The organism is Leuconostoc suionicum, from assembly GCF_001891125.1.
In the GTDB taxonomy this organism is placed as follows: Bacteria; Bacillota; Bacilli; order Lactobacillales; family Lactobacillaceae; genus Leuconostoc; species Leuconostoc suionicum.
In genome coordinates, this window is sequence record NZ_CP015247.1 from 1,333,722 (window position 1) to 1,360,135 (window position 26,414).

The following is a 26,414-nucleotide window of genomic DNA, read 5'->3' on the forward strand; positions in this document are numbered from 1 at the left end:
CCATTCTAAAAAAGGAACAGTGCTATGCACTCTCCCCCAATTAATATAAATTCTATTATACCGTAAAACAAACAAATTTTGTGATACTAAGTTAAACGATCTGCTCTTTGGGGTCTTTTATGAAAACTAAGTAATGTAACCAAGGTTATCGCAGATACTAAGTTTAACACAATTAACCAATTTGGTACCTGTTGTGTGATTTTTATTTTAGAATTAGCAGCTAATACATTTTGTAATTTTAAGGCAATTTTGCCATGTTTAATAAAGGTCTTTTGTTCCTTACCATCAATAGTTGTATTTAAACGTAAGCCTTTGTAAGACACTATAGGTAACTCAATAATTGAATTTGATGGAATCGTTTTTTGAACATTCATATTAATCGATTTTAAAGTAGGCTCATAATTACTTGTATTGTATGTTTGACCATGTCCATCTATAATTTGATGCTTTGTCAGTAAGATACCAGATTTATCTGCCCCAATGAAAGTACTTTTATCGTTAGGATTTGACAAAGCAGATTTTGGAATGTAGTCCGTGTAGTTCTTCAAGTACCAAAATCTCTCGTTGTTGCTTATTTGATTGCTAAAGGTCATATCTGATGAGTACCCATAGCCATCATGTGTACCATCATAAAAAGTAGTATATTCTCTTAATTGTTGTGCCGTCCATAATTGTGAGTTACTATTTGGAAACCAATTATTTTTCATCACACCAGCCATGATAATGACTGAAAGCAATCCATAAGTGACTAACCCGCTGTGGAACCTTTTAGTAATTTCATGTATTTTTTGGTTAGCTTTCAAATCTAGCAGTGTAAACATTAACGCTAAGGCTATTCCTGGTTTAATAAATCTCGTAGCGAACTGTATAAAAGTTACTGGACTATTTCTTAGATAGTACGCCCACGGTGTAAAGTTGGTGCCTAACAACATTACAATTAATCCTAGAATAACCCCTAATGATGGTTTACGAGATCCAATGATAATACAAATGATGATGAAAAACAACGGTAACCATATGTCAGGACTATCGCTTGGATTTAAAAATAAATGACTGAGGTCCTTTATATTATCTGCAAATACACTAGTATTGACTACAGGCTTTTTAACATTGTTAAGCAGTTGGACAATTAATATAGGCCCTACAGCAGCAGCTGTTGATAGTAATGTTGCTATGCCGCCTAAAGTCATTACCCAAACAATTTTTATTTTATTATTGCTTTTAATGAGCAAAATAAATAAGGCAGATTGCAAGAATCATCCGAACACCGCATGTTTCTGAAAGACTTTTCGTGGTGATTGCCAGTTGAGCGTTTTCATTGGCCTGGCATTAATCCAATGATTAATTTGATCTAATTCTTTCTGACTGATGGTTTCAATTTTGCGTTCTTTTGGGATAAAACGACGGACATATCGATTTAGCACTTCATTACTACCACGTTCTTCTGGTGAATATGGGTGTGCAAAATACATCGGTATGCCTAGCTGTTCTTCTATTTCATCATATTTTGCAAACTCTCGACCGTGATCAACTGTAATTGATTTAGCATTTTTTATACCCTTGAAAAACCTAATAATAGCTGGTGTCACTGCCTGACTATTGCGCCCACTGACATGTCTCATGATATGTTGTCGACTCAATCGTTCTGTGATGGTCACTAAAACATCGCCACGTGTTTTACCAGATTGCATCGTATCAACTTCAAAATGACCAAATTCTTGTCTTAATTGGACAGCTTTTGGTCGTTTTTCAATTGAACGGCCATGAGCAAAAACACGTCTACGGCCGTCAGATTGACGTTTACGTCGAATACCTTTATCAGGTAAATCTGATAACTTAATTTTAAGCAAACCATGATGAATCCAGTTGTAGATGGTCTTGAAAGCAATGCCCAATACATGAGCAGCCGTTTCTGGTGACCACTTCAAGATACCAATGTGATGGTTCAAAAAAGCTGATATTTCAGGTGTTAGGGTCGGATGGCGACCGTGTTTGTGCCGATTACACTGGGCTAAATGATGAGCCTGTTGTGCATTGTATGGTTTAATTCGATTTAACTCGTAGGTAATAGTTGCAGGAGAACGCTTTAAGAAACGGGCTATTTCTCGAGTTGAATGATTAAGTTTGATCATTGTTTCAATGACAGAACGTTCGTGAGCTGATAAACTAGAAGACATAAGCTGCAGATCCTTTATGGTTGATTTTAGTCAATTACCATTAAAGTCTCTGCAGTTTTTTTATGCAAGGTGTTCGGTTTAATTTTACAATCTGCCATAAATAAACCGCAGTAAACAAAGCTAATATAAAAAAGGTCATAATATGTGAGTAAGCGGCAATGCTTAACCCCACAGCAATGTGTGCAATGATTTTCTTTAATTGCTCTTTTGTTTCTTTTGAACAGGCATAAAGGCCATAGGCTAGCCAAGGAACACCAATATATGCAGTAGATTCCGCTATGTTTCCTGGTGCTAATGCTGTAATACCAATAGTGCTCAACCATAGAATACTGCAAAAAAATGCTATTTTGCGTCCCAATTTACCATGATAACGCAAAATAATATAAGCAGATGATCCTGACAGAAAAGTAGTGAAAATCATACTTATTTTGAATGCTTGTATTGCCGAATGCGTAAAGAAAAAAATAGTTTGAACAATTTGCAATGTTAATGCTGGGTAAAAAATATTCGTAGCTAAGCCATACTGTCCTAACGTAGTAAAATTCTGTGGATACAAGAACGCCAATCCTGATTGTCTCAAGTTTTCAATGCGCGATACATGGTAATAAGCATCCCATGGTAAACGAATTGGCACAAAGAATATCGCGTTAAACAAAATAGCAGTCGTGACTGCTATACCAACAACTGCTACTAAATCTCTATATACTCTTTTCATTTTTTTTACTCTCCTTATTCACATTAACAATTACTGCTAATAATAAAGGTAATGTATAAATAGCTGGGAGCATGTAACGTTCCATACCATTTACGGGAGACAATAATGGTACGATTGCCAATAAGCCAATTGGAATAAAGATGAGTGCTGAATAGCTTTTTTTATAAAGGCAGTAGGCAAAGCTGAAAAGAACTGCCCACAAGGCAAATGCCGGTTGAAGAATTGTTCTGATAATAGGTAATGAGAATACTGTGTTTGGCCACTTAATATATTTTCTCGTAGCATCAGAGAACCAATGGTGGATCTCTGGATACCAGCTTGGCTGCAAGAATGTATTATATTTCATATACTCATTACCATACATGATTCCTCGTGAATCAGGATTACTATCGAGTACTGGATTTAAGAACGAACTGTCGGCCGCAAAGAAAGTAACAATGTAAGTCTTAGGGTGTTTCAATAGTTGCTTAAACCAAACCATCAAATATTGCCCAGTTTGTTTTTTAATTTTAGGTGTGGCCTCTTTCTTAAGATGACCTAATTTTAGCTGTTTTATTTCGTAAGAACTACGTAAAAAAGAATCAACTGGGTAAAGAGATTTCAAATCATCCGCATTATTAACATTAAAGTGATTTTTAATTTCCTTAACTGGGGTAATTTTATTGATTGTGGCTAAGTCCTTTTTGCTCAATGATTCCGGATGGTTGATAACTACTGCTGATAACTGACGCATCGGTAAACTAATAACTTCAGCTGTCGATCCTGAAACAACATTCATCGCTGGTAAGGCAACTTTGTTCCAACCAACGTATACTGACAAAAATACCGCCAAACCGATGATGAGCTGACGAGGTATTCTTTTGTTTCGAATGACTTGTACAATAAGCAACACAAATAATGACAAAATGACAACATAACTGCCGTCATTTCTAAATAGTGACATTAGTATGCCAGAAATAATTAGCTGCACATATAAAATTACTGGTAACTCAGTTTTTAAATTCGCCACTAAAATTTTAGCATAGCATAATACAAACATTGTGGTAAATGCCAAGAAAAGTGGTGTCTTCTCTATAGTAACTTGCCAGAAAGCCACAAATGGCGAGGCGTAAAAAATAAAGGTAACCACGGCGGCTTTCTTTCCCCAGTACTCACCAATAAAACGAACGACTTTAGCATACACTAATGATGAAACAATTATTTGCACCAACACAATTAAAAAGAGTCCAAAGTTTGGACCAGCAATCTTTTTTCCTATTGAAAATAAGCTACCAAAGACCAGTGTTGAGAACCATGGATGATGATTTGTAGGATAATAAGTAAAGTCCAGTTCAGCAACGTGTGTATGAAAGAACTCAAGGAACTGGCGGTAACCGTCCCAAGAAACCATACCGGGGAATAAAGGAAAAATTTGAATGATCCAAATCAACCCCAACCCTATAACGATATACCAATAATTTATGTAAAACTGAGATACTTTTAATTTACTAATGACTTGCCCTAAAAAAATACCAAAATTAGTAAAAATAAAGGCGAAACCACATAAAGCTACCAAAGTGATGAGTAAGTTTGTTTTGCCCATTAGACTTGGTATATAGGTAATGTTATCAGAGGGAGCCTGATACACTGACATGGTTATCACATAAAAAATGGATAAGATTGACCCTAAAAGCCAATAGGGCCAATAGGATTTTTTGAATATGTCTAGCTTAATTTTATTCTGAAATAAAACCAGCAAAACAATAATTATCATAGCTAGTAAGCTTTCATAGGCCGAAACAGAAAAACGTGCGTGTATCCGACTTGATAATGTCTCAAAGCTAGTTGAAGGATAAGCGATACCCAACGCTAAATAACTGATGAAGCAGAACGCGTAATTTATAACTTTTTTATTCATTTGAATACTTTTTAATTTTTTCATTTGCATTTATTAAATTCAACTCAAAATTTCGCTTGTTGCTTGATTGAATAGCATTCAAAATGGCTCCAGCAAAAAAAGCAGTGACAGCTACACTGAATAAAATCATCGTAACGACTAGCGTTGGCATATTATCAACTCTCCCCGTGTGATAGTATGGAACAAAAACACGAAAGGCAAACAATAGCAGTGATATGAGTGACACAATTCCAGCAGATATACCGAAAAACGCAAAAGGATGATAGATACGATATAAATTGACGACAGTTTTTAGTACCCGTAATCCATCCCCATATGTATCAAGTTTAGACTCAGACCCTTCAGGTCGATCTCGATATTCAATAATTTGATTTTCAACCAACATCTTAAATTCAGTGGCATGAATCGACATCTCTGTTTCAATCTCAAATCCTCTAGACAATACTGGGAATGTTTTGACAAATTGATAACTAAATGCGCGATATCCCGTAAGAATATCTTTAATATTTGTCTTAAACAAAGTATTTATGAGACCACGTACCAAGGTGTTACCGATATTATGAAATGGACGTGTATTTTCTTCGAAATACGTTGAGGATAGTCTATCACCCACAACCATATCAACTTTCTTATCAACTACTTTTCGATACATGTCCGGAATCGCTTGTACAGGATATGTATCATCAGCATCAATCATTATATATGCTTCAGCATCAATTTCTCGGAACATTCTTCTAATGACAGCTCCTTTACCTTGTGCATATTCATGGCGAACAACTGCACCGGCTGAAGCTGCTAATTCAGCTGTATTATCTTTTGAATTATTATCGTAAACGTAAACAACAGATCCTGGGATGCTCTCCGTTACTTTTAATACGTCATTTACTACTTTAACAATTGTTTGGCTTTCGTTGTAAGCCGGTATTAATATAGCAAGTTTATCCATACTTCTGTCCTAATTTTCCTCTTTCTTAATAAAAATAGGGCGCTTCTTCGTTTCTAAGAAAATAGCGGCCATATACCGACCGATGACACCCAAACTGAGTAATTGAATACCGCCAATAAATAATACAATAGTTACCATTGATGGCCATCCGGCCACACTATTATTATTAACCAGCGCCCTAATAACTATAAAAGCTGCGCTTAATAGTGACAAAGCGAAGGATAATAGCCCTAGCACCGTTATCACAGTTAAAGGTACCGTTGAAAATGAAACTACTCCTTCAATAGCATATTTTGTTAATGACCAGAATGACCATGACGTGTTCCCCGCAACACGCTCGCGATTTTCAAATGGTATGTATTTGGTGTTAAAACCAACCCAAGTAAAGATACCCTTACTAAAGCGTTGATTTTCACTTAGTGACAAAATAGCATCTACCATCTGCCGAGTCATGACACGGTAATCTCGTGCGCCATCAACAAGGTGCGTTTGACTAATCTTGTTCATCCAAGTATAAAATTGCTCGGAAAACCATGACCGAATCTTTGCCTCGCCATTACGATTGGCTCTACGGGTTCCAACAGCATCATATTCACCGTCTTGAACCTCTCTCAGCATTTCTGGCAAAAGTTCAGGTGGATCTTGCAAATCAACATCCATAACAGCTACATAGTCACCATCGGCTTGCTGTAACCCAGCATAAAGGCCTGCTTCTTTACCAAAATTACGAGAAAAACTAATATAATGAACATTATCATTAATTTTAGATAAATCTCGCAAGATTGATAGTGTACTGTCTGTCGAGCCATCATCAATAAAATGATAATGAACATCAGCAGTCAAATTAGGTTTAAGCTTCTCAATAGTATTATAGAAAATATTGATTGTTGCCTCTTCATTATGAACAGGAACAACTAGTGATAATATATTTTTCTTTAAGCGTTGTTGGACTGTACTTTCCATTATGATTCCCCTCATACTTTATGTACGCCCCCAAATGGGCTTAAATTATTTTACTTGATCGTGTGCAAAATTAAATTCTTGATCAATACCAAATTCTTGACGTACAGTATTGAATGCATCATTGAAGACCTGGTCCATATCAAAGTAACGATACTTTCCCAAGCGACCGCCAAAAATAATTTCTGGATGGCTCTTACGAGCTTCTGTGGCATAAGCTTTGTATATTTGTGTGTTCTTGTCATTATTGACAGGATAATAGGCTTCTTTTGATCGATCCCATTCCTGTGGATATTCCTTTGTGATGATTGTTTTACCTTCATCAGCGAGGCCGTCCAAATGCTTCCACTCCATTACACGCGTGTATGGTGTTTCGGAATCTGTGTAATTAATCACGGCATTACCTTGATAGTTGTTTGAATCAATAACCTCATGCTCAAAACGTAGTGAACGGTATTCTAATTCACCAAACTTATAATCAAAGAATTGATCAATCATGCCCGTGTACAAAACACGTGGGAATTCTGATAGCAACGTTTCCTTGTAATCAAAGAAATCTGTATCTGTCAAAACATCAACTAATCCATTGGATTCTGCGACCATATTTTCAAAAATCTGAGTATAACCGCCTACAGGAATACCTTGGTAACGATGATTGAAATAATTGTTATCATAAATAAATCGAACTGGTAATCGCTTAATAATAAAGGCTGGTAATTCAGTAGCCTTCCGGCCCCATTGTTTTTCCGTATAACCTTTAATGAGCTTGTTATAGATATCTGTTCCAATTAATGAGATTGCTTGCTCTTCTAAGTTACGTGGTTGGCGATCCCCAAGATCTTTTAATGCAATTTGCTTTTGTTCTTCAATCTTTGCATGTGCTTCATCAGGTGTTTTTGTACCCCACATCTGATAGAAAGTATTCATATTAAATGGCAAATTGTAAAGCGTACCTTTATAGTTGGCAACAACTTGGTTTTGATAACCATTAAATTCCGCAAACTTACGAATATAGTCCCACACCTCTTTATTATCAGTGTGGAATATATGTGCACCAAAGTCATGAACAGTAATACCATGTTCTGTATGCGTATGCGTATTTCCACCAATATAGGGACGTTTTTCAACTACAAGTGAACGCTTCCCACGTTTAGCAGCCTCGTGTGCAAAAATCATGCCAAATGGCCCTGCACCAACGATTAAATAGTCATAGTTTTTTGTATTAAATTGATTTGTCATTAGAAATGTACCTTTTTATTTGTGTTTGGGAAAAACTTTCTTTTAAGGAAATTATACCCTTTATCTAACCAGTTTGTGCGCTCTAATTCTATTACTGGGCACTCTGCTACAGTGAGCTTTTTCGTATTAACCCAAGTATCCATTAATCGTTCACTTAGAAAACCATAGACACGTTTTTCTTGACCCTCGAGCTTGTCCACATCTATCTTTGCTTCCACTTTACCAAGCACTTCAAAAATAAAATCTGCGTACTCATTGAAATACCTACGCGGCATGATAAACATGTTAAAAAGATGTGCCGATGTCGACTGCTCCATTTTCTCAAAAGCCGGTAAATACTCAGGGTAATCGTTAGCAATAATTCCCTTCATTATATTATAAGGTTCGGCTGTGTGTGCATGTAAATAATGATCACGTTGATTTTCAATATAGTAATTTCGCTTTTGAGGCAAAATAATATCAGCCTTTTTCAATAGTTCCTGAGTTTGTGATTCAGTTAGGATTGCCGATAGATTGTGGCCCTTTTTTTTACCCAAATAACGGCGATAATGAAGTAGCCCCACGACTGGTGTGTCTGTGTTGTGCCGAATCCAATAAATTGCAGTTAGCTCATTAAAGTTAGGATTTTTAGTTGAAATATTTTGTCCAACAGCATCAGATTGATAGCCATCTGGTACATTATCATGTTGGGCGGCTCCCACAAAGATTGGTTGATAGTCGCTATCTTCTGGCATGATATACGGTTTATGTGTTGCAATGTATAAAGTCACAATGCTAACTCCTTTTCTTGATTAATTAGCATTTGCCGATAAAAGAAAAACATCAACAAATATGGCCATAAGAAAATTTGAATAACAAACAACGACGATACAGCGACTAAGATGATCATAATCATAAAGCTAATTTGAGTGCCTAAATGCCATTGCCAATTTTCTGGTTGACGTATTTTAAGCTCGCGTTGTACTACCAACGAACGTATAATTAAACGAGCTAGCATCCACAATGCTGGTATCATGATAACCAAACCATACGTCGCAAACCAACCAATTCCATCACTGAGCACAGGGTAACCGATGTGCTTGTACACCTGCTGAAACTCTGGATTATATGTCGTAGACTTTGGCACGTAATCCATAATGAAATATCCCGTGAAACCATAACCAACACCAAAGAGTGGGTGTGATAGGAATGTAAGCACTAAGGCAATGGTGCCACCTAGTCGATTAGAAGTCCCTTGTTTGTTGAATAAGAAATTATAAAAAATATCATGTATTGGCTGCACGAAGAAATATCCCAATACAATACCAACAATAGCAATTATACCAAAAATAATTAAAATAATTTTATCATCGCGTTTACTCCATAAAAACCAAAGTACAGCAGCAACGACCAATGTGATTAATCCTGTTGTTGTTCGAGCAAGTACCAAAAACATTAAAATTGAGCCAATAAAGGCCCAGTTAAACCATTTTTCTAGTGCAACATGTTTTTTAAAATGCCAAAAATTTTGTTTTGTTATCGCGATACCTAAAATGATTGGTAAATAAACGACACCTAATAGGTTAGCTAAAAAAGCAGCTTCAGGTTCAAAACCATTCAATCGATAATTGTTAACTGCGTAGCTACCTGCTGCATAGAAATCGCGTCCCATCCAATGTCGCTCGAACAAATGTGCAATGGCATTAACATACGGCCGTATAGAAAAATTGTTGAGTGTCACCAACAATTGTGGTACCAAAACGATTACCATATATATTAGCAAACTAATCAGTCCACTTTTAATAAATAATCGCTCCTCTTTATGATTAGTAACTGTGAGGACGATTAATGCCCAAGACATATAAACAGTGACAATCCACCCCGCTAAAAAGATCATTGAACGAATAATGCCAGTTGTTTGAATCGAATCACCAGAACGCTGATAACTTAAAAACATTGAGATGAATTGCATAACCAAAAAAAATCCCGCTAGCAAAAAAGATTGCGCGCTAGGAATAATTTTTGCAATGCGAGATGGAAAGCGATATATCTGCAACAATATTAGAAGTGCAAATACTGGAAAAGCAATCATCATTGTTGTTTCAGCAAAACTATATGAATATGTTTTAGGAAAAAATGTGATTGGTAGTAAAAAAGCTGCCACAGCGGTGCCTCACTTTGTTGTCTTAGTCATCATTCGCTTATAGTTTTGAAAAATACCAGTAAGCAATACGATAAATGCGCCTAATGTAATCCCGAAGGCAAACCCAAATACGGCCAATTTTTTAGGACTATAAACTGTTCCGGATAACACATCAGCCTTTTTTGCTGAGGATAACAATAATGGCTTAGCCATGTCAGGGTATAACTTGCTTCCTTCGATTGAAAATGCTTTAGCATACGCATTGGCAATTGCAACTGACTTTTTAGCTGTTGCGGCAGAAGCACTAAAGCGCATCATAAGGGTTTGATCTGGCTGTGAAACTGTAATTGCGCTTACGATTTCTTTTTTTGTAACAGACACTGTGGATAGTTTTTTAGCTTGATTAACGACTGATGAATCACTAGCAATCTTTTTATAAGTGTTAATTAACATTTGATCCGCTTGCACACGAGAATTTGGATCCTTAACTCCAGTGTTGTCTTTTGCAACAATAACATATCGTTCAGCCGTATATGCTGTCAGTACGGAATGTTTTGCATATGTAAAGAGAGATGCTCCTACAACAATCCCCAGAATAAGAATCCACCAACTATTTTTCAATAGTCGTTTAACTAAATCTATTAACGAAAAACTCATTTTTTCTCTCCTAAAAATTAAAATGCACCATCGCGCTTAAATATTGCAATTACTGTTTTAAACAAAATATAAAAATCAAATCGCAAATTAGCACGATCAACATAATCTAATTCCATCTGTGCTCGTTCTGGATACTCAATATTACTGCGACCACTGGCCTGCCACAAGCCAAATACGCCAGGTTTTACTGATAAAAACTTATCAATATCATCTCCATATTCGACTAACTCATCCTCCACAACTGGTCTTGGTCCTATAATACTCATCGTTCCATTCAAAGTATTCCAAAACTGTGGCAACTCATCTAAAGATGTTTTGCGCAAGAATGCACCAAATTTAGTGATTCGAGGATCTTCCGCTGTAGGTAGCTTATAACCACTAGCCACAAACTTAGCATATAAATCAGCGTCTTGTTTTAATATTTTGTCAGCGTTGTCAACCATGGATTGGAATTTATATATTTTAAAACGTTTTCCATATTGACCAACTCGCTCTTGTGCATAAATAACTTTACTTGTTTTCTTATCTTTAATAATAATTAAGGCAATAATAGCAAACACTGGTGACAATAGAAACATCGCCGCCAAAGATACGCTAATATCTAAACCCCGTTTTGCGGTTAAATAACCTAGTTTGCGTTTCAATTTTCCACCTCATTCGTGCACATATGTGCATGATATAACTTTACCATTATACCAGAAAAAAAGCGTCATTTCGCTATTTTATTTAGTAAGGGTATTTTTTTAAGAATTGGTGCTCGTAAAATAAGGAGAATTAGTACATACACAAAGACACCTAATACCAGTTCTATTGATGTACTTTTGATGTTGATTTCTAGATGTTGACTAATCATCGTAACCAAAATATACATACCTAATCCTGCAATGATATAACGCCACATTTCAGAAAAATGATGCCAGACATTCATGTCTTTGCGCGTAACATATAGCTGATAACCAATCACCAAGAACTCTGATATCGTTGTAGCCACCGCAGCGCCATTCACTCCTGCCACATAAATTAACCAGAAGTTAAGTAACACATTGGCTAACGCACCAATAGTGACAGATAGCGTAAATTCATTCAGACGTTTGGTTGGCACCAAATACTGCGTGCCAATAACCGTACTCCAGCCAATGAAAATAATGATTGGGGATAAAAGAACAATAACTTGACCAACTACTTTAAATTGCTCTCCTAGAAACCAAATCATGGCTGTAGGCGCAATAGCAGCCATTCCAAAAGCCATTGGAACTGATAATGCAGATACAAAATCCATTGATTGTGTAATATTCTGCTTCATTTTGTCAAATTGCCCTTTAGCAAACTGGGCAGACATCCGCGGCAGCATTACAGTTCCAACAGATGTAACCAGTGCCAGCGAGACTTTTATAATTCGATCAGCATTATCATAGAATCCAGCCGAATCTGTTGAATTAGTAAAGAACGGCAACATTGTTTTATTCAACTGTAAATAGACTTGAGTCGCAATAGTTGGTAGGAACATCATAAATATTGGTTTCACGTGTTCTTTTAAATCAAGTTGCTGCCAGTTTGGTAATGATATTTTTTTAAATAAATAAAACCACATTGACAAGTTACCGAAAACTTGTGACAGTCCGAGTAACAAAATATAATTGCCGATATCTTTTGGTGTTTTCACTAAAACAAATATCAACACTGTCATTGCAATTTTGACGAAGGCATTTCGTAGGACAGTTTTTTTGAAATCCTCCATGCCCATAAAGTACCAAGAGATGTCAAGAATACCAGAAATAATGACCCAAGTTTGAAGGATTAGATAAAATTGATTATCTTCAATATTACCATTCAATTGCACACCATATTTCAAAAACAAAAAGTATAGCGCTAAGGAAAAAATTCCGGCAATCGTATGAATAATTTGGATTTCCCAAAATTTTTGCTGTCTCGCTTGTTTATTGTCTTTTACATAGGCAATTTCGCGACTACCATATGTAATAATTCCAAGACTTGCAATCAATAAGAAGTAGGTTACAAACGAATTAGTCCAGCTCGCAACACCGACACCATTTCGACCAAGAACTCGCGCTAAATATGGCATTGTTATTAATGGTGCAATAATGTTAAGCAGCTGATATGCCGCAGTGTATAAATAGTTTTTTGCAACTTGCATGTTGTTAAGTTGTCCTTAATTTAGTCATATGACCAATAAACGGTTAGTTTAATATTAGCCCCTTCATAGAATTATATCAAATTATGAGATTTATGTTTACTTCATTTCCTGAACGATTAGGCTTGAATTTTTATTATCTAAATTATCGAAAACTATGTTATCACCACTATCATTACTGTATTTAGCAAACGTTGCTACTTGTCCAGTATTTGGCCAGAACACCTCAATACTGTATTGATCAACGTAAAAATCAACCTTTTCTGACCAATCCCCCCACAAATTGATGTTATAGTCCTTGTTATAAGAATCATTTGTAACATAATTACTTTGGCGATGTACCGTCAGTTTTTTGTCAAAATTATTAAAATGAAAGGAAACGTTGCTATCCCCATTCTTTGATTTGATAGTTATATCTTGATGTCCATTAATTATAGTACTAATTTTATAAGCAGCTTTACTGGTTTTGACTTGACTCTTACTGTGTGCTTTCACCAAAACTGTTGTCTTCTTTGTGTTAAACAGACCATTGGTAATGATTTTTGATGTCTTTAGTTTATTGTCCGAACTTAAAAACATTTTTCTAAAAGCCGAATAATTGCCTTTATACTTTATATCATCACTAACATAATTAATATAATCCCAGTTACCCATCCATCCAAAGCCAAGTAATTGTTCATTATTTTCCTGATAATTGTGTGCAGCATAATAATCTGTACCAAAATCAACACGTTCTGGACCAGTTTTAGCTTCAAACTGACCGTTTTTCAATTGACCAACAACATAGTATGAGCCGGTACTTTTTTGAAAATCATCAGCAAAACCATTAGCACCAAAAAACAAAATCCATTGCTTTTGATTATTACTTTTTTGATAAATTTGATGTATTTCAGGAACTTCTAAAGTACCCAGATCCCGTGGTGAATAAAAGCTATCTGTGTATTGCCAGGTGGTGCCGTTTTTAGAAGTATAAAATCCAATCTTCATATGATTGTTATCATCTGCCTCAGCTACAGTCATAACAAACTGCTTTGCTTCAGCATCATAAATCACATGAGGATCTCGAAAATCCTTTCCTTCTTTATATGGTTTTGCTACTGGTTTGCCATTATTAGCAACATGCCATTTTTCACCTTGATTAGTCAAATACCACATATAGGTCCATTGATTACCATTAATGTATTTTGTCGCATAAGCCAGTAATGAATTTTTACCATGTCCAGATAAATTATCTACGTCCTTAACAATGGACCCTGTGGCAACCGATTCTTGTTGGGAAAGTGGTTTGATATCGGCGTTATCTTCTACTTTGAATGTTGTTAAATCCGAAGTTACCGAACGAGCCCAACGAGTTCTTTGTTGATTAGCTTTCAACCCCTTACCAGTGTCAACCAAATAGAACAGTTCATATTTTTGACCATTTTTTAAAATAGTTTGCGTATCATTTGATAATCCATTTTTAGATAGACCGTTTAAATGCCATTTTTGAGGTAATTGTTGTTGTGTCATATTTTTGCTGTTGTTGTTTTTCAAACATATTAACCAACCAATCGAAAACAATACTATTCCCGCCATTATGATTGATAATAATTTTCTCACTCTATGTCGTTGCATGATGTTTCCTCTCTGTTAATAATATAGTAAAATTATGAAAAATAGCAATCCTGCTTTAAAATCAGGATTGCTATTTATTTTATTATTTTCTATAGATGTTATTATTTCTTAACGTAAATAATATGTGCCATCATTACCAAAATTATATTGCTGACCATCTATTTTTTGAATACCTTGCAATGCTCGGCCATTGGCATCTGTATAATACTTCTTACCCCATGCTTCGCGCCATCCTGCATTTTGACGAACACCATTCACAAACCAATAATAAGTACCCATGTAATAACGGAACCCTGTATATGGCTTGCCATCTTCAAACCAATTATAACCGCCATTAGCTTTTGAATAGCTTGGTGAATACAAATAGCCACTTGCTGTACTCTTTAAGTTATACGTACCATTTGTTCCAAAGTCATAGGCTTGTCCATCAATGATTTGAATACCTTGCAATGCTCGGCCACTAGCATCCGTATAATACTTCATGCCCCATGCTTCGCGCCATCCTGCATTTTGACGAACACCGTTTACAAACCAGTAATAAGTACCCATGTAATAACGGAAACCTGTATATGGCTTACCATTCTCAAACCAGTTATAACCACCGTTCGCTGTTGACAATGATGGTGAATACAAGTAGCCACTTGCTGTACCCTTTAAGTTAAATGTACCATTCGTACCAAAGTCATAGGCTTGTCCATCGATGATTTGTATGCCTTGTACTGCACGACCATCAGTACCAACATAGTACTTCATACCCCAGGCTGTTTCCCACTTACTTTCTTGACGTTGTCCTGACTCGAAGAAGTAATAAGTATTTTGATAATAACGGAAGCCAGTATACTTTGAACCATTTTCGAACCAGTACCACTGATTGTTATCCGTTACATCTTGTAAGTACCCTGATGCAAAACCACGCTTAGCGTATGTTTTGTCATTACCAAAGTCATAAGCAACACCATTGACCGCAAACTGACCTTGCTGAATACGACCGTCGTTACCGAAGTAATATTCTAATCCCCAAGTCGCCTTGCGAATGTCATTTTCTACTCGCTTGTACGTTACTGGGTCAAAGTAATAGTAAGTATTGTCATAAGCTTGCACCCCACTTTGACGAACACCATCTTTAAACAAATAATTCGCGTCATTCGTATAATCATATTGGTAACCATTAGCTACTTGATCATTGACATAAAACTTATTATCAATCCAACCAATTTTTTTACCAGTTAGGTTTGATGTCTCTTTTGTGCCAACTAGTTCGGCAACACTGCCTTTACCATTATAAGTCCACGTTCCTTGTGCTAAAACAGTATCTAGTACTTTTGTTGTTTTACCATCGGCCCCTACTTGAACTAGGAATGATGGTGCTACCGTAGAATTAAGTCCAACACCAGCTTTTTCAGCACGATTACTCATGTATGATGTAATTAACAACAAATCATCGTGTCCTTCAACAGGAACTGCATAGTAGGAATAAGTATCTGTTCTAGATTCAGCTAATTGTGTTCCTGTGATCACACTGCCACTACCATTCAATGGTGTATAAGGACCCATCAGACTATCAGACACATAGCCCATCATACCGACGTTAATGTCCGGATCAACTGTTGGTACAACACTCTTGCTCAAACGTGTATCTGTAAAGAGATAATACTTTCCATTCAATGGTACAATGTTAGCCCGTTCGATTTCATCAGTAATACCATTAGCTGCTAGAAGTGGTGAATAAATTTGTCCAATAGTTGGATTATTTTGCTGTCCTGTAAGCTTCACCAGTCCAATCGCACCATTGGCCTTCTTTGATAATTTCAACTTAGCCGCATTTGCCAACGTTGTTTCTCTTGCTGTCTGGTTGAATTCATCAGTTCCACCATAGTAATCCATGTTATCGACAGCATCATCACTTTGATAATTCTCAGTACCTGTGTTGGATTCAAAAGCCAGATAACGTTCTCCATTAACCTCAATCACGTGCGGGTCACGTAAGGTAAAGTTATCACCCGTATCATAGTACCCTGCATCGATCCATTGTTGCAAAGTTTGATAATGCTCCTCATCCCCTGTGAAAAGTTCATGATCATTATTAACTTTTGTTACACGAACCTCAGTGTCCGTATATGCCATTGACAAGTTAGCCGTCGACAAACGTTGCACTGTGCGTGGTTGGTCAGTTTTTGTATAGAATAATTGGATACTGTCGTCATCATTGACCGTTGCAGATCCAGACCACTGCTGCTTATCCCACAGTGCATTAAAACCAAACACTGGTCCAGCATTCTTCCAATTATTGATTGCTGTATCACCATTCTTAGTGTAAAGCATGTAAATATGTTGATCGTTATCCTCTTTTGGAGAACCTGCTAAAGCAAAGACAATGTTGTAACCATGATAGTTTGCAGTGACACCAGTTTTTGCGTCTTGTAATGCCCAAGAATCCCATACATCCAAATCTTGCACCGCACCATCTTGTGCATCTGCTGTTGCCATTGCCGGCAAATTCTTAATTGCATCGGCATTGAAATATGGTACAGAAGTATCTGAATTCAAATTAGCAATGTTATCCGCAACATCTTTTAAGTTAGCATATGTCATGTTGGTAGTTGAGGTACCGTCATCATTTTTAGTAACTAGTGTTGTTTTAGAGTTTAAATCTTTTGACACACTGTCGTCTAATGTCACAACTGAAGTGGTTGCTTTTTTATCATCAGTAGTGGCGTCAGTTGTTGCATTCTTGTCCGCTACTTTTTTCGAGCTGTCATCTGCTGATGTTGCTGCCACATTCGTTTTGTCATCAGTTGTTTTACTCTTAGTATCATCAACTAAAGTCGTGCCTTTATCATCAGTTGTTTCTTTGTTAGTGTCTACTGTCTTAGTAGTACTATCTGTGGCCTTTTCTTGATTGACCTCAGTTCTAGTTGCATCAGGAGTCGTTGAATTTACTGTTGTTTCTTGATTAACATCTGATGGAGCTGTTGTGTCAGTATTCACATCAGTTGTTTTGCTCAGTGTTTCTGTGTCAGTTGTAGTATTACCAACCGTGTCTGCACTAACAGAACTCACGCCCATAGAAATAGCTGCTACTGTTGCTGCTCCAGCTACCCATATCTTCCCCGCCTTGTATAACTTCTTTCTCATCGATAAGAACTCCCAATTTAGAATTATTGCATCTCGTGCAACTACGTTAAGTATAAACGCTTATCATTTCAAAATTATTACAGTAAGTTGTTAAACGTATAACATAGTTCATAGTTGAACAAAAATGAATTAAATAAATATTAAAACAATAGTATTAATATAAGGCTTTTAATATTAGTATCGGTTCTATTATCAACATTTTTGTTTTAAATGTATATAATTTTTTAAATATAGTAATACATGGAATAATTTATGTGTTTTATTGAACTATATAAATAACTAAAATGATTCTAATATATTAAGTAAAAATTCGTAGTGTAGCTATAGATAACAGTACTTTCTAAGTTAGAATGATCATGCCTCAAAACAAAATAAAAAAGGCTTTCGCCTCTTAATTTAACGTAAGTAATATGTGCCATCATTACCAAAATTATATTGCTGACCATCTATTTTTTGAATACCTTGCAATGCTCGGCCATTGGCATCTGTATAATACTTCTTACCCCATGCTTCGCGCCATCCTGCATTTTGACGAACACCATTCACAAACCAATAATAAGTACCCATGTAATAACGGAAACCTGTATATGGCTTGCCATCTTCAAACCAATTATAACCACCATTAGCCTTTGAATAGCTTGGTGAATACAAATAGCCACTGGCTGCACTCTTCAAATTATACGTACCATTTGTTCCAAAGTCATAGGCTTGTCCATCAATGATTTGAATACCTTGCAATGCACGACCACTAGCATCCGTATAATACTTCATGCCCCATGCTTCGCGCCATCCTGCATTTTGACGAACACCGTTTACAAACCAGTAATAAGTACCCATGTAATAACGGAAACCTGTATATGGCTTACCATTCTCAAACCAGTTATAACCACCGTTCGCTGTTGACAATGATGGTGAATACAAGTAGCCACTTGCTGTACCCTTTAAGTTAAATGTACCATTCGTACCAAAGTCATAGGCTTGTCCATCGATGATTTGTATGCCTTGTACTGCACGACCATCAGTACCAACATAGTACTTCATACCCCAGGCTGTTTCCCACTTACTTTCTTGGCGAGTACCTGTTTCAAAGAAGTAGTATGTGCCCATGTAGTAACGGAAACCTGTATACTTTTGACCATTTTCGAACCAATACCATTGATTATTATCCGTCACATCTTGTAAGTACCCTGATGCATAGCCTCGTTCATAATAGGTTTTATCGTTACCAAAGTTATAAGCGACACCATTGACTGCAAATTGACCTTGCTTAACACGACCATCGTTACCGAAATAATACTTTTTTCCAGCATTATCTTGATGGATTTCGTTATCGACTCTTTTGAAAGTTACTGGATCAAAATAATAGTAAGAATTTGCATAAGACTGTACACCACTTAGGCGAACACCATTTTTAAACAAATAATAACTTGTATTCGTGTAGTCGTAGACATAGCCATTGGCTAATTCATTATCAACATAAAACTTATCATCAACCCAACCAATTTTCATATCAGTTAATTCTGATGTTGCTTTATTTCCTACAAGTTCCTCAACGCTACCACTTTTACCATCATAAGTCCACGTTCCTTGAGCTAAAACAGTATCTAATACTTTAGTGCTCATTCCATCAGCACTTATTTGAATCAAAAATGATGGTGCAAACGTTGAATTCATTCCTGTCCCCGCTTTTTCATTACGATTACTCATATATGAAGTAACCAATAATAAATCACTGTGTCCCTCAACGGGTACTGCATAATATGAATACGTATCAGTTCTAGAAGTAAATAATTGCGTCCCAGTAATCACACTACCACTACCATTTAATGGTGTATAAGGTCCAAATAAACTATCTGATACATAACCCATCATACCAACATTAATATTAAAATCAGCCGTTGGTACGACGCTTTTACTCAAACGCGTATCTGTAAATAGATAGTACTTTCCGTTTAATGGCACAATATTAGCGCGTTCGATTTCATCAGTAATACCGTTGGCTGCTAGAAGTGGTGAGTAAACTTGAGCAACTGAGGGATTATTTTGATCTTTAGTCAATCTAACAAGACCAATCGCACCGTTAGCCTTTTTTGATAATTTCAGTTTATCTGGATTATTTAACGTGTCAGTCTTTGCCTGTGCATTAAATTCATCTGTACCACCGTAATAGTCCATATTTTCAACTGCAGTGTCACTTTGATAATTTTGAGTGCCTGTATTAGCCTCAAAAGCTAAATAGCGCTCCCCATCAACTTCAATTACGTGTGGATCACGCATTGTAAAATTATCACCAGTTGTATAGTATCCTGCATCTAACCACTGTTGTAATGTTTGGTAATATTCTCCATCGCCAGCAAAAAGTACGTGATCATCATTTACTTTGGCAACGTATACTTCAGTATCTGTATATGTCATTGATAAGTTGGCTGTCGATAAACGTTGTATTGTATTAGGTTGATCTGTTTTTGTATAGAATAATTGAATACTGTCATCATCATTGACCGTTGCAGATCCAGACCACTGTTGCTCATTCCATTTTGCATTGAATCCAAAAACTGGTCCAGCGTTTTTCCAATTATTTAACGCTGTATCACCGTAGTTAGTATAGAGCATATAAATATGTTGGTCATTATCTTCTTTGGGGTAACCCGCTAAAGCAAACACAATGTTGTAGCCATGATAATTTGCCACGGCACCAGTTTTTGCATCCTGTAATGCCCAAGAATCCCAAACATCCAAATCTTGAATTTGCCCAGTCTGTGCATCTGCCGTTGTCATCGCTGGCAAATTTTTAATCGCATCAGCATTGAAATACGGTACAGATGTATCTGAATTCAAATTAGCGATGTTATCAGCAACATCCTTTAAATTAGCATAGGTTATATTAGTCGTTGATGTGCCATCAGCATTTTTAGTAACAACAGTTGTTTTTGAATTCAAATTTTTTGAAACACTATCATCTAGTTTTTCTACAGAAGAGGTTGATTGTTCCTGACTAGACGTGCTATTTGTAACATCTGCTTGTGTGCTATCTTCAGTTTTTTCAGCTACTGCCGTAGTTGATTTTGTATCTTGATTATTAGTGGTTTCAGCTTTTATTGCTTCATCCTTTTGAGTATTGCTGTTACTATTAACTTCAGAATCGCTATTTGATGTCGTTACTGATTTAGAATCGTTATCACTGTTGGTTGTAATTTTAGATGTAGCAGTAACCGTATCGGTATTACTCGTGTCTGATTCCGTAGAGGAATTGTTCGTATCGGTTGTGCTTGACGTTGTCGTTGTGATCGCATTAACAGTATCTGTGCTATTCGTAGTATCTGCATTAACAATATTCGGTGCCACCACAACTGCAACTGCAACCGTAGCTCCGGCTACCCATAATTTTCCAGCCTTGTATAACTTTTTTCCCATATGAATTCTCCACTTTATATTACTTATAATATATCTTTGTTAAGTATAAACGTTTATCATTTCATTAGTATTACATTCGTTTGTTAAACGCATATCAGAAACAAAAAAAGACGAAACGCTCGTCTTTTAATATTCAAACTATACAATTTTATTTAGTAATGGAATTTTATGAATAATTAGTACAAGAGCTGTTGATAGTAACCACACAATGACCGGCAAAATCAACATATGTTTTAATGAACTATCGACAATATGTAATTTTCTTTCAGCAAAATAAATGAAGAATTCATGAATAACATACACGCCAAGAGATGTGCTTGCTACTTTTTGCAAAACAAACTGGACTTTAAGGCTTGGTCGATATGTCTCTAAATGATTTTTAACAAATTCAAACACACCAATAGAAAACACAAATCCAAACAGTCCCCAGATATCATATACTTCACGCACAAATTTTCCTCTCTTGATGGAAAGATAAATTGTCAACGTAATCATAATGACAACAGAGGCTAAAGCAGCAACGTATAGAATATTTTTTTGCCATTTATGTAAAACAGTATTTTTTAGATACCAACCGGCCACGAAGAAGCCAACGCCCCCTGCAGCACCTATTTGTACGCCATGTAAAAATGAATTGTCCGTTTGTGAACGAATTTCATAGTAGTAACTCAAGAGATTAACAAAAACCATATTCACTGCTAATAAGTACAAAGATAGTGTTTTATCGTTTTTATTCGTAATTTTAGATAATAATGGTGCACTAATATAAAAGCCGATAATAAAGTAAAAGAACCAAAATATAGGTTGAATTGTATCATGCATGACCGCATCAACAAATTGACCAATATGATAATCAGTTGGTTTATGAAATATAAACGGGTTTATGATATACCAAACCAATGACCAAAAAATAAACGGTACAAAAACCTTTGCCATCCTTTTTTTGAAAAAAACTGACGTATTATATCTTTCACGATAATCTAGCAAATGGGCACCAGACATCATGAAAAAGATTGGTACTGCCCAAATAAAGGTAACTTGAAGTACAACCGCTATAATCCAATGCGGGTCACTAGTATGGTTTGAAAATGCATATTCGGAAGTATGAAGAAAAACAACTGCTATAGTAGCAAGTATTGTCAGAACATCCATGTAATAATAACGCTTCATATTTTTACTCTCAATATTTTTTTAATTTTTTGCAATAAAAAAGGCTTTCGCCCTCATGAATTAGCGCATGTAATATGTGCCATTATCACCAAAGTAATAGTCTTTACCATCTATTTTTTGATGTCCCTGAACAGCACGACCTGTGCTATCTGTCCAGTATGTGTAACCCCATGCATATCGCCAACCCTCATTTTGACGAACGCCGTTCACAAACCAATAGTAAGTGCCCATATAATAGCGGAATCCAGTGTATGGTTTCCCATTTTCAAACCAGTTATAGCCACCATTGGCTGTTGAATAAGATGGTGAGTACAAGTAGCCACTAGCCATCCCCTTCAAATTATAGGTGCCATTTGTACCAAAGTCATAGGCTTGCCCATCAATAATTTGAATACCCTGTAAGGCACGACCATTAGCATCAGTGTAATATTTCATACCCCAAGCTTCGCGCCAACCAGCATTCTGACGTACACCATTGACAAACCAGTAATAAGTGCCCATGTAATAGCGGAATCCAGTGTATGGTTCGCCATTTTCAAACCAGTTATACCCACCATTGGCCGTTGATTGTGATGGCGAATAAATATATCCGCTAGCTGGCTTCCCATTTTGATAGAAAATGCCGTTATTGTAACCATTGGCATTAATCGAAATTAAATTTTGATAATCAATCGAAACATCAAACGTTCCCTTTATACCAGGAAAACTAGTATTGCTATTCCATTGCCACATGCCGTAGGATTGATTCCATAAAGAACTGGCGCTTGGCTGGTATGGATATTGCGCCATCCATACACGACTATTGCCGATATATGAAAAGTTTAGGTTTGTTTCATTAACATAAGAAACGTATGTATAGGTAGAAGTATTTGTATACCCAGCAGCTTTAACTTGCGCGTTAAAGGCCGTTGCATTTGCTGTCACACTGCTGTTTTTTGTGTATGATTCTTCCAAATCATCGACCATCAACGTATCTTTTGGTAGTTCTAGTGAGGCTGCATAATTAGTGAAATACTTTGCTTCAGCTTGTGCATCAGCTTTCGATGCATACCATGAATAATGATATGCGCCAACTTGTAGGCCAGCCTCTTTAGCATTAGTAATCTGCGATTTAGCATATGGATTCTTGTATGAATCAGCTTCTGAAAGTTTAACAATTACAGCTTTAACGCCATAGCTTTGCATCGTCTTATAATCAGCAACTGAGATAGTACCATTGTTAGATGATACATCCACCACGTCCATTCTAGGTAGACCAGAAGTTCCCGCTGTGATAGCAGGAACGCCATCGTCAGCATGAACCTGATTAACAGCAATTAATGAAGCAGCAATACCCGCCACTGCAATGCTCGACCAAAAAGTTATTTTATTCATTTACACACTCCCACATATGTACACTGACCGGTGTCAGTAATTATTTTAATTATGAAAATTAGCCTTTGCGTAATCAACAACTGACATGTTTTGTTGAGAAGCTTCAGTGATAATTTTCTTGATATCGCTTGGTGCCCACTGATCCGCTGGTAATCCCGCCGCAATAAGTTTTTTACGTGTTTCAGCAATCATTTCTGATGTGACTTCAACACCTTGAACGGTTTTGTTTGGATCATAGGTTGGGCTATCCGTTGTATTCGAACTTACGGAGCTAGAAGATGATGAACTATCTGAAGATGACGACTCTGAAGATGACGAGCTTTCTGATGGACTAGAGGATGTCGTTTGTTCAGAGGAAGAACTAACAGATGAAGAACTTGATGAAGATGATTTTTCAACCGAACTACTTTTTGAAATCTTCGATGAACTTTTCGATACTTTAACTGTCGTTGACGATTTTGATGTTTTCGAAGAATCATTATTTTGATGCCCTAAGGCTATTATCCCCACAATAACAACAATGACGGCAGCAATGATACCAAATATTTTTTTCATTAATACTTCTCTCCCATAAGTAAAAAACAATTAGCAATGTTCTAACCTTAAGTACTCATTTTGACATAATACCTGTTAATTTACAATAGATTGACGGCAGCTGTTACCCAATTGTCAAAAAACTGTAGTTACCATCAATAAATTTTTTGGCCTTTGAATTTGTAACGCCAATTAAAAATAACATGGTGGGTCGCATTTCAAAATAATTAATCAAGGTATTAATATTTTTAATAGATAAATTTTGCGCTTCATCAATAAAAATGTAATCAAAATTTCGTAACTTCTTTGATTTTATTTTTTTCATAAACTGGCGAATTGGGATTATTTTCCAACCATAATTTCGTCTCAAGCTAAATTGAGTGGCATTTAATTTCCCAACATGAACAATTAAGACGGTACTGTTTTTGCTCAGTTTCTTGACTGTATCGTATAACATCAGTACTTTCCCATTCCCAGATGGTACATTAACAGCGTAGAAGCCTGACTCACTCATTTTTAAAATATTGTTTTGAAGTACTTGTTGTTGCTGGGTAAGAAGATAGTCCCCTTCTAAAAAGTCTTGTGTTTCTCGAAACGGCGAAATTAAATATAAACTGACCTTAAATAGGCTATCTAAATTTCCCACATCTATGCTACCAAAGGTTGACAAGAACTGATAAAATTCTGATGCGAAAAATAAATGCGTCGATGAAATATCTGTTGTTTCTAGTTCATCTTGTTCAGTTAATGTATAGATAATGTCTGAATCTGAGTTATACGTAAAAAGTTTAATTTCTTTAGCAACTTGTGACAAGTAGTATTTATTGTTGATTAACTGTTTTCTGACCTTTTCTTCATCGTAATTTGCTTGACTCTTGAGCTCAATATTAACTACACGATGCATCTGATCAAAGGCTAATAAATCGAATTCTTTACTGATTTTGGGCATACTGTAACCAATATAAAAAAACTTTAAGGATACCTCCTCATCCATAAAATGGCGCACTAATCGCTCAATTCCTTGCAGTTCTCTTTCACGAATTGATAGCACACCTAAATCTTTTAGATAGTGTTTGATGCTTTCAGACTCTATATTTGAAGCAATTTTTCTTAAATTAGCTGGTTTCAACATTGCGCTCACTATTTCTTTAAATGTCGCCGAATTGTGGCGTGTTCTTTTTTATATAGTACCAATAAAATATTCTAATTAAAAGTTTAAAAAAAAAAGCAGAAACGAGTGACGTTTCTGCTTGATGTGTTACTGACTAGAATTTTTCTTACGTTGTAAAATAATCACAACAACCAAAATAATGATTACGATTAATAAAATAGCACCAATTAAAATGTACAACCAACTACTATTATTAGTATTTGCTTTTACATCAACATCTGATTTGTTTAAATCTCGTGCTTGTTTTGATTTAATGGTGAAGTCCTTTGTGAATGTCCACTTTTTGACTTGCTTATTAGCTGTAGCTGTAACTTTCATTTTCAGCGTATAATCGCCAGCTTTCATTGACGTACCATTTAATGAAACAGGATACATCAAATGACTATTAGGCGCAATTTGCATATCACTTTTAATCGATGTGTATACTGGTTTCTTACCATTTTTTGAATAAATCTTGGCATCAACTGATACTTTAGACATCAAGACCGATTGGTCATTTTGAAGTTCGGCGTTAACCACATTGCGATAGTTAATTTGTCCAGGTTTGACTTGAAGTAAATTAATATTAGGATTAACCACTTTATCGGATTCCTTTAATAAGATAGCCACCGCATATGAATATTCGTTTTGAACCGTTGTGCCCTTTTTTGCCTTATCTTGATTTACTTCGCTTGATTTTTGTTGAAATGTCAAACCACCGAGTAATATACCATCAAATGATTCTTTAGGCATAGTAACATGGAAAACAACATTTTTAAACGAACTGGCAGGTATTACAATACTTGAAGGTCCTTTGACAATATCTGAAATATTATATTTCAAAGAGCTGTCATTTTTTATACTGGATTTACCATATTCGACAACACCGTTTGAATTTGTCTTAGCAGTGTTAACTCCAACTTCAACAGTAATATCCTTTTTTGTATCATTTTTTAGAGTAACAGTAATATCTTGCTGTTGACCCGAATTCATTTTTAAATTGAAGTACGTCTTTGATTTATCAATTTGATTATCTGGCATCACAGTTTTCACTGAAAAATTCATTTCGGCAGCAGTTGATTTATTATTACATACAAAAAAAGAAAACATTGCTATGAATAACGCTAGTGAAAATCCGCAAACTTTTTTAACTATCAT

The 26,414-nt window shown here is 36.0% G+C and carries 20 protein-coding genes; all 20 read right to left on the reverse strand.

Going from position 1 to position 26,414, the window contains the following annotated elements:
* Nucleotides 1-86: 86 nt before the first annotated feature.
* The 20 genes from A6B45_RS06705 to A6B45_RS06800 all read right to left on the reverse strand — a co-directional run bounded on the left by A6B45_RS06705 (nucleotide 87) and on the right by A6B45_RS06800 (nucleotide 26,414).
* Nucleotides 87-1,253, reverse strand: a complete 1,167-nt coding sequence (locus A6B45_RS06705; protein WP_072613889.1) for a hypothetical protein — start codon at nucleotides 1,251-1,253, stop codon at nucleotides 87-89.
* A 3-nt stretch (nucleotides 1,254-1,256) separates the two neighbouring features.
* Entirely contained in the window at nucleotides 1,257-2,177 is a 921-nt protein-coding gene (locus A6B45_RS06710; RefSeq protein WP_012268558.1) for an IS30 family transposase, read from the reverse strand.
* 40 nt (nucleotides 2,178-2,217) lie between these two features.
* Nucleotides 2,218-2,892: a 6-pyruvoyl-tetrahydropterin synthase-related protein gene (locus A6B45_RS06715; protein WP_072613890.1), complete on the reverse strand. Its 675-nt coding sequence runs from the start codon at nucleotides 2,890-2,892 to the stop codon at nucleotides 2,218-2,220.
* Nucleotides 2,876-4,789: a DUF6020 family protein gene (locus A6B45_RS06720; protein ID WP_227005799.1), complete on the reverse strand. Its 1,914-nt coding sequence runs from the start codon at nucleotides 4,787-4,789 to the stop codon at nucleotides 2,876-2,878. The genes A6B45_RS06715 and A6B45_RS06720 overlap by 17 nt, the downstream gene beginning before the upstream one ends.
* The gene (locus A6B45_RS06725; protein WP_072613892.1) at nucleotides 4,782-5,735 is read right to left on the reverse strand and encodes a glycosyltransferase family 2 protein; all 954 of its coding nucleotides are present in this window, start codon (nucleotides 5,733-5,735) and stop codon (nucleotides 4,782-4,784) included. Before A6B45_RS06725 ends, A6B45_RS06720 begins: the two co-directional genes overlap by 8 nt.
* Nucleotides 5,736-5,744: 9 nt before the next feature.
* Nucleotides 5,745-6,698 (reverse strand): glycosyltransferase family 2 protein, encoded by a 954-nt coding sequence (locus A6B45_RS06730; RefSeq protein WP_072613893.1) that lies wholly within the window; start codon nucleotides 6,696-6,698, stop codon nucleotides 5,745-5,747.
* A gap of 45 nt (nucleotides 6,699-6,743) precedes the next feature.
* Entirely contained in the window at nucleotides 6,744-7,934 is a 1,191-nt protein-coding gene (gene glf / locus A6B45_RS06735) for a UDP-galactopyranose mutase (protein ID WP_072613894.1), read from the reverse strand.
* A complete protein-coding gene (locus A6B45_RS06740; protein WP_025268250.1) occupies nucleotides 7,934-8,704 on the reverse strand; it encodes a DUF4422 domain-containing protein in 771 nt (256 codons plus the stop codon). Before A6B45_RS06740 ends, glf begins: the two co-directional genes overlap by 1 nt.
* Nucleotides 8,701-10,077 carry an O-antigen ligase family protein gene (locus tag A6B45_RS06745; protein ID WP_072613895.1) on the reverse strand — a complete coding sequence of 459 codons (1,377 nt, stop codon included), beginning with the start codon at nucleotides 10,075-10,077 and terminating at the stop codon, nucleotides 8,701-8,703. The genes A6B45_RS06740 and A6B45_RS06745 overlap by 4 nt, the downstream gene beginning before the upstream one ends.
* 9 nt (nucleotides 10,078-10,086) lie before the next feature.
* Nucleotides 10,087-10,713, reverse strand: coding sequence for a Wzz/FepE/Etk N-terminal domain-containing protein (locus tag A6B45_RS06750; RefSeq protein ID WP_072613896.1), 627 nt, complete (start codon nucleotides 10,711-10,713; stop codon nucleotides 10,087-10,089).
* Between the two features lie 17 nt (nucleotides 10,714-10,730).
* Nucleotides 10,731-11,357, reverse strand: a complete 627-nt coding sequence (locus A6B45_RS06755) for a sugar transferase (protein ID WP_025268253.1) — start codon at nucleotides 11,355-11,357, stop codon at nucleotides 10,731-10,733.
* A gap of 65 nt (nucleotides 11,358-11,422) precedes the next feature.
* Nucleotides 11,423-12,868 carry a flippase gene (locus A6B45_RS06760; protein ID WP_072613897.1) on the reverse strand — a complete coding sequence of 482 codons (1,446 nt, stop codon included), beginning with the start codon at nucleotides 12,866-12,868 and terminating at the stop codon, nucleotides 11,423-11,425.
* A gap of 96 nt (nucleotides 12,869-12,964) precedes the next feature.
* The gene (locus A6B45_RS06765) at nucleotides 12,965-14,479 is read right to left on the reverse strand and encodes a glycoside hydrolase family protein (RefSeq protein ID WP_072613898.1); all 1,515 of its coding nucleotides are present in this window, start codon (nucleotides 14,477-14,479) and stop codon (nucleotides 12,965-12,967) included.
* A gap of 108 nt (nucleotides 14,480-14,587) precedes the next feature.
* Complete coding sequence (locus A6B45_RS06770) at nucleotides 14,588-17,614, reverse strand: glycoside hydrolase family 68 protein (RefSeq protein ID WP_072613899.1); 3,027 nt, start codon at nucleotides 17,612-17,614, stop codon at nucleotides 14,588-14,590.
* Between the two features lie 396 nt (nucleotides 17,615-18,010).
* Nucleotides 18,011-21,028 carry a glycoside hydrolase family 68 protein gene (locus A6B45_RS06775; RefSeq protein WP_072613900.1) on the reverse strand — a complete coding sequence of 1,006 codons (3,018 nt, stop codon included), beginning with the start codon at nucleotides 21,026-21,028 and terminating at the stop codon, nucleotides 18,011-18,013.
* A gap of 138 nt (nucleotides 21,029-21,166) precedes the next feature.
* Nucleotides 21,167-22,198: an acyltransferase gene (locus tag A6B45_RS06780; RefSeq protein ID WP_072613901.1), complete on the reverse strand. Its 1,032-nt coding sequence runs from the start codon at nucleotides 22,196-22,198 to the stop codon at nucleotides 21,167-21,169.
* Between the two features lie 60 nt (nucleotides 22,199-22,258).
* Nucleotides 22,259-23,572 (reverse strand): GH25 family lysozyme, encoded by a 1,314-nt coding sequence (locus A6B45_RS06785; RefSeq protein ID WP_072613902.1) that lies wholly within the window; start codon nucleotides 23,570-23,572, stop codon nucleotides 22,259-22,261.
* Between the two features lie 45 nt (nucleotides 23,573-23,617).
* Nucleotides 23,618-24,127 carry a hypothetical protein gene (locus A6B45_RS06790; protein WP_072613903.1) on the reverse strand — a complete coding sequence of 170 codons (510 nt, stop codon included), beginning with the start codon at nucleotides 24,125-24,127 and terminating at the stop codon, nucleotides 23,618-23,620.
* 103 nt (nucleotides 24,128-24,230) lie between these two features.
* Nucleotides 24,231-25,238, reverse strand: a complete 1,008-nt coding sequence (locus A6B45_RS06795; protein ID WP_072613904.1) for a hypothetical protein — start codon at nucleotides 25,236-25,238, stop codon at nucleotides 24,231-24,233.
* A 126-nt stretch (nucleotides 25,239-25,364) separates the two neighbouring features.
* The gene (locus A6B45_RS06800) at nucleotides 25,365-26,414 is read right to left on the reverse strand and encodes a DUF916 and DUF3324 domain-containing protein (protein WP_072613905.1); all 1,050 of its coding nucleotides are present in this window, start codon (nucleotides 26,412-26,414) and stop codon (nucleotides 25,365-25,367) included.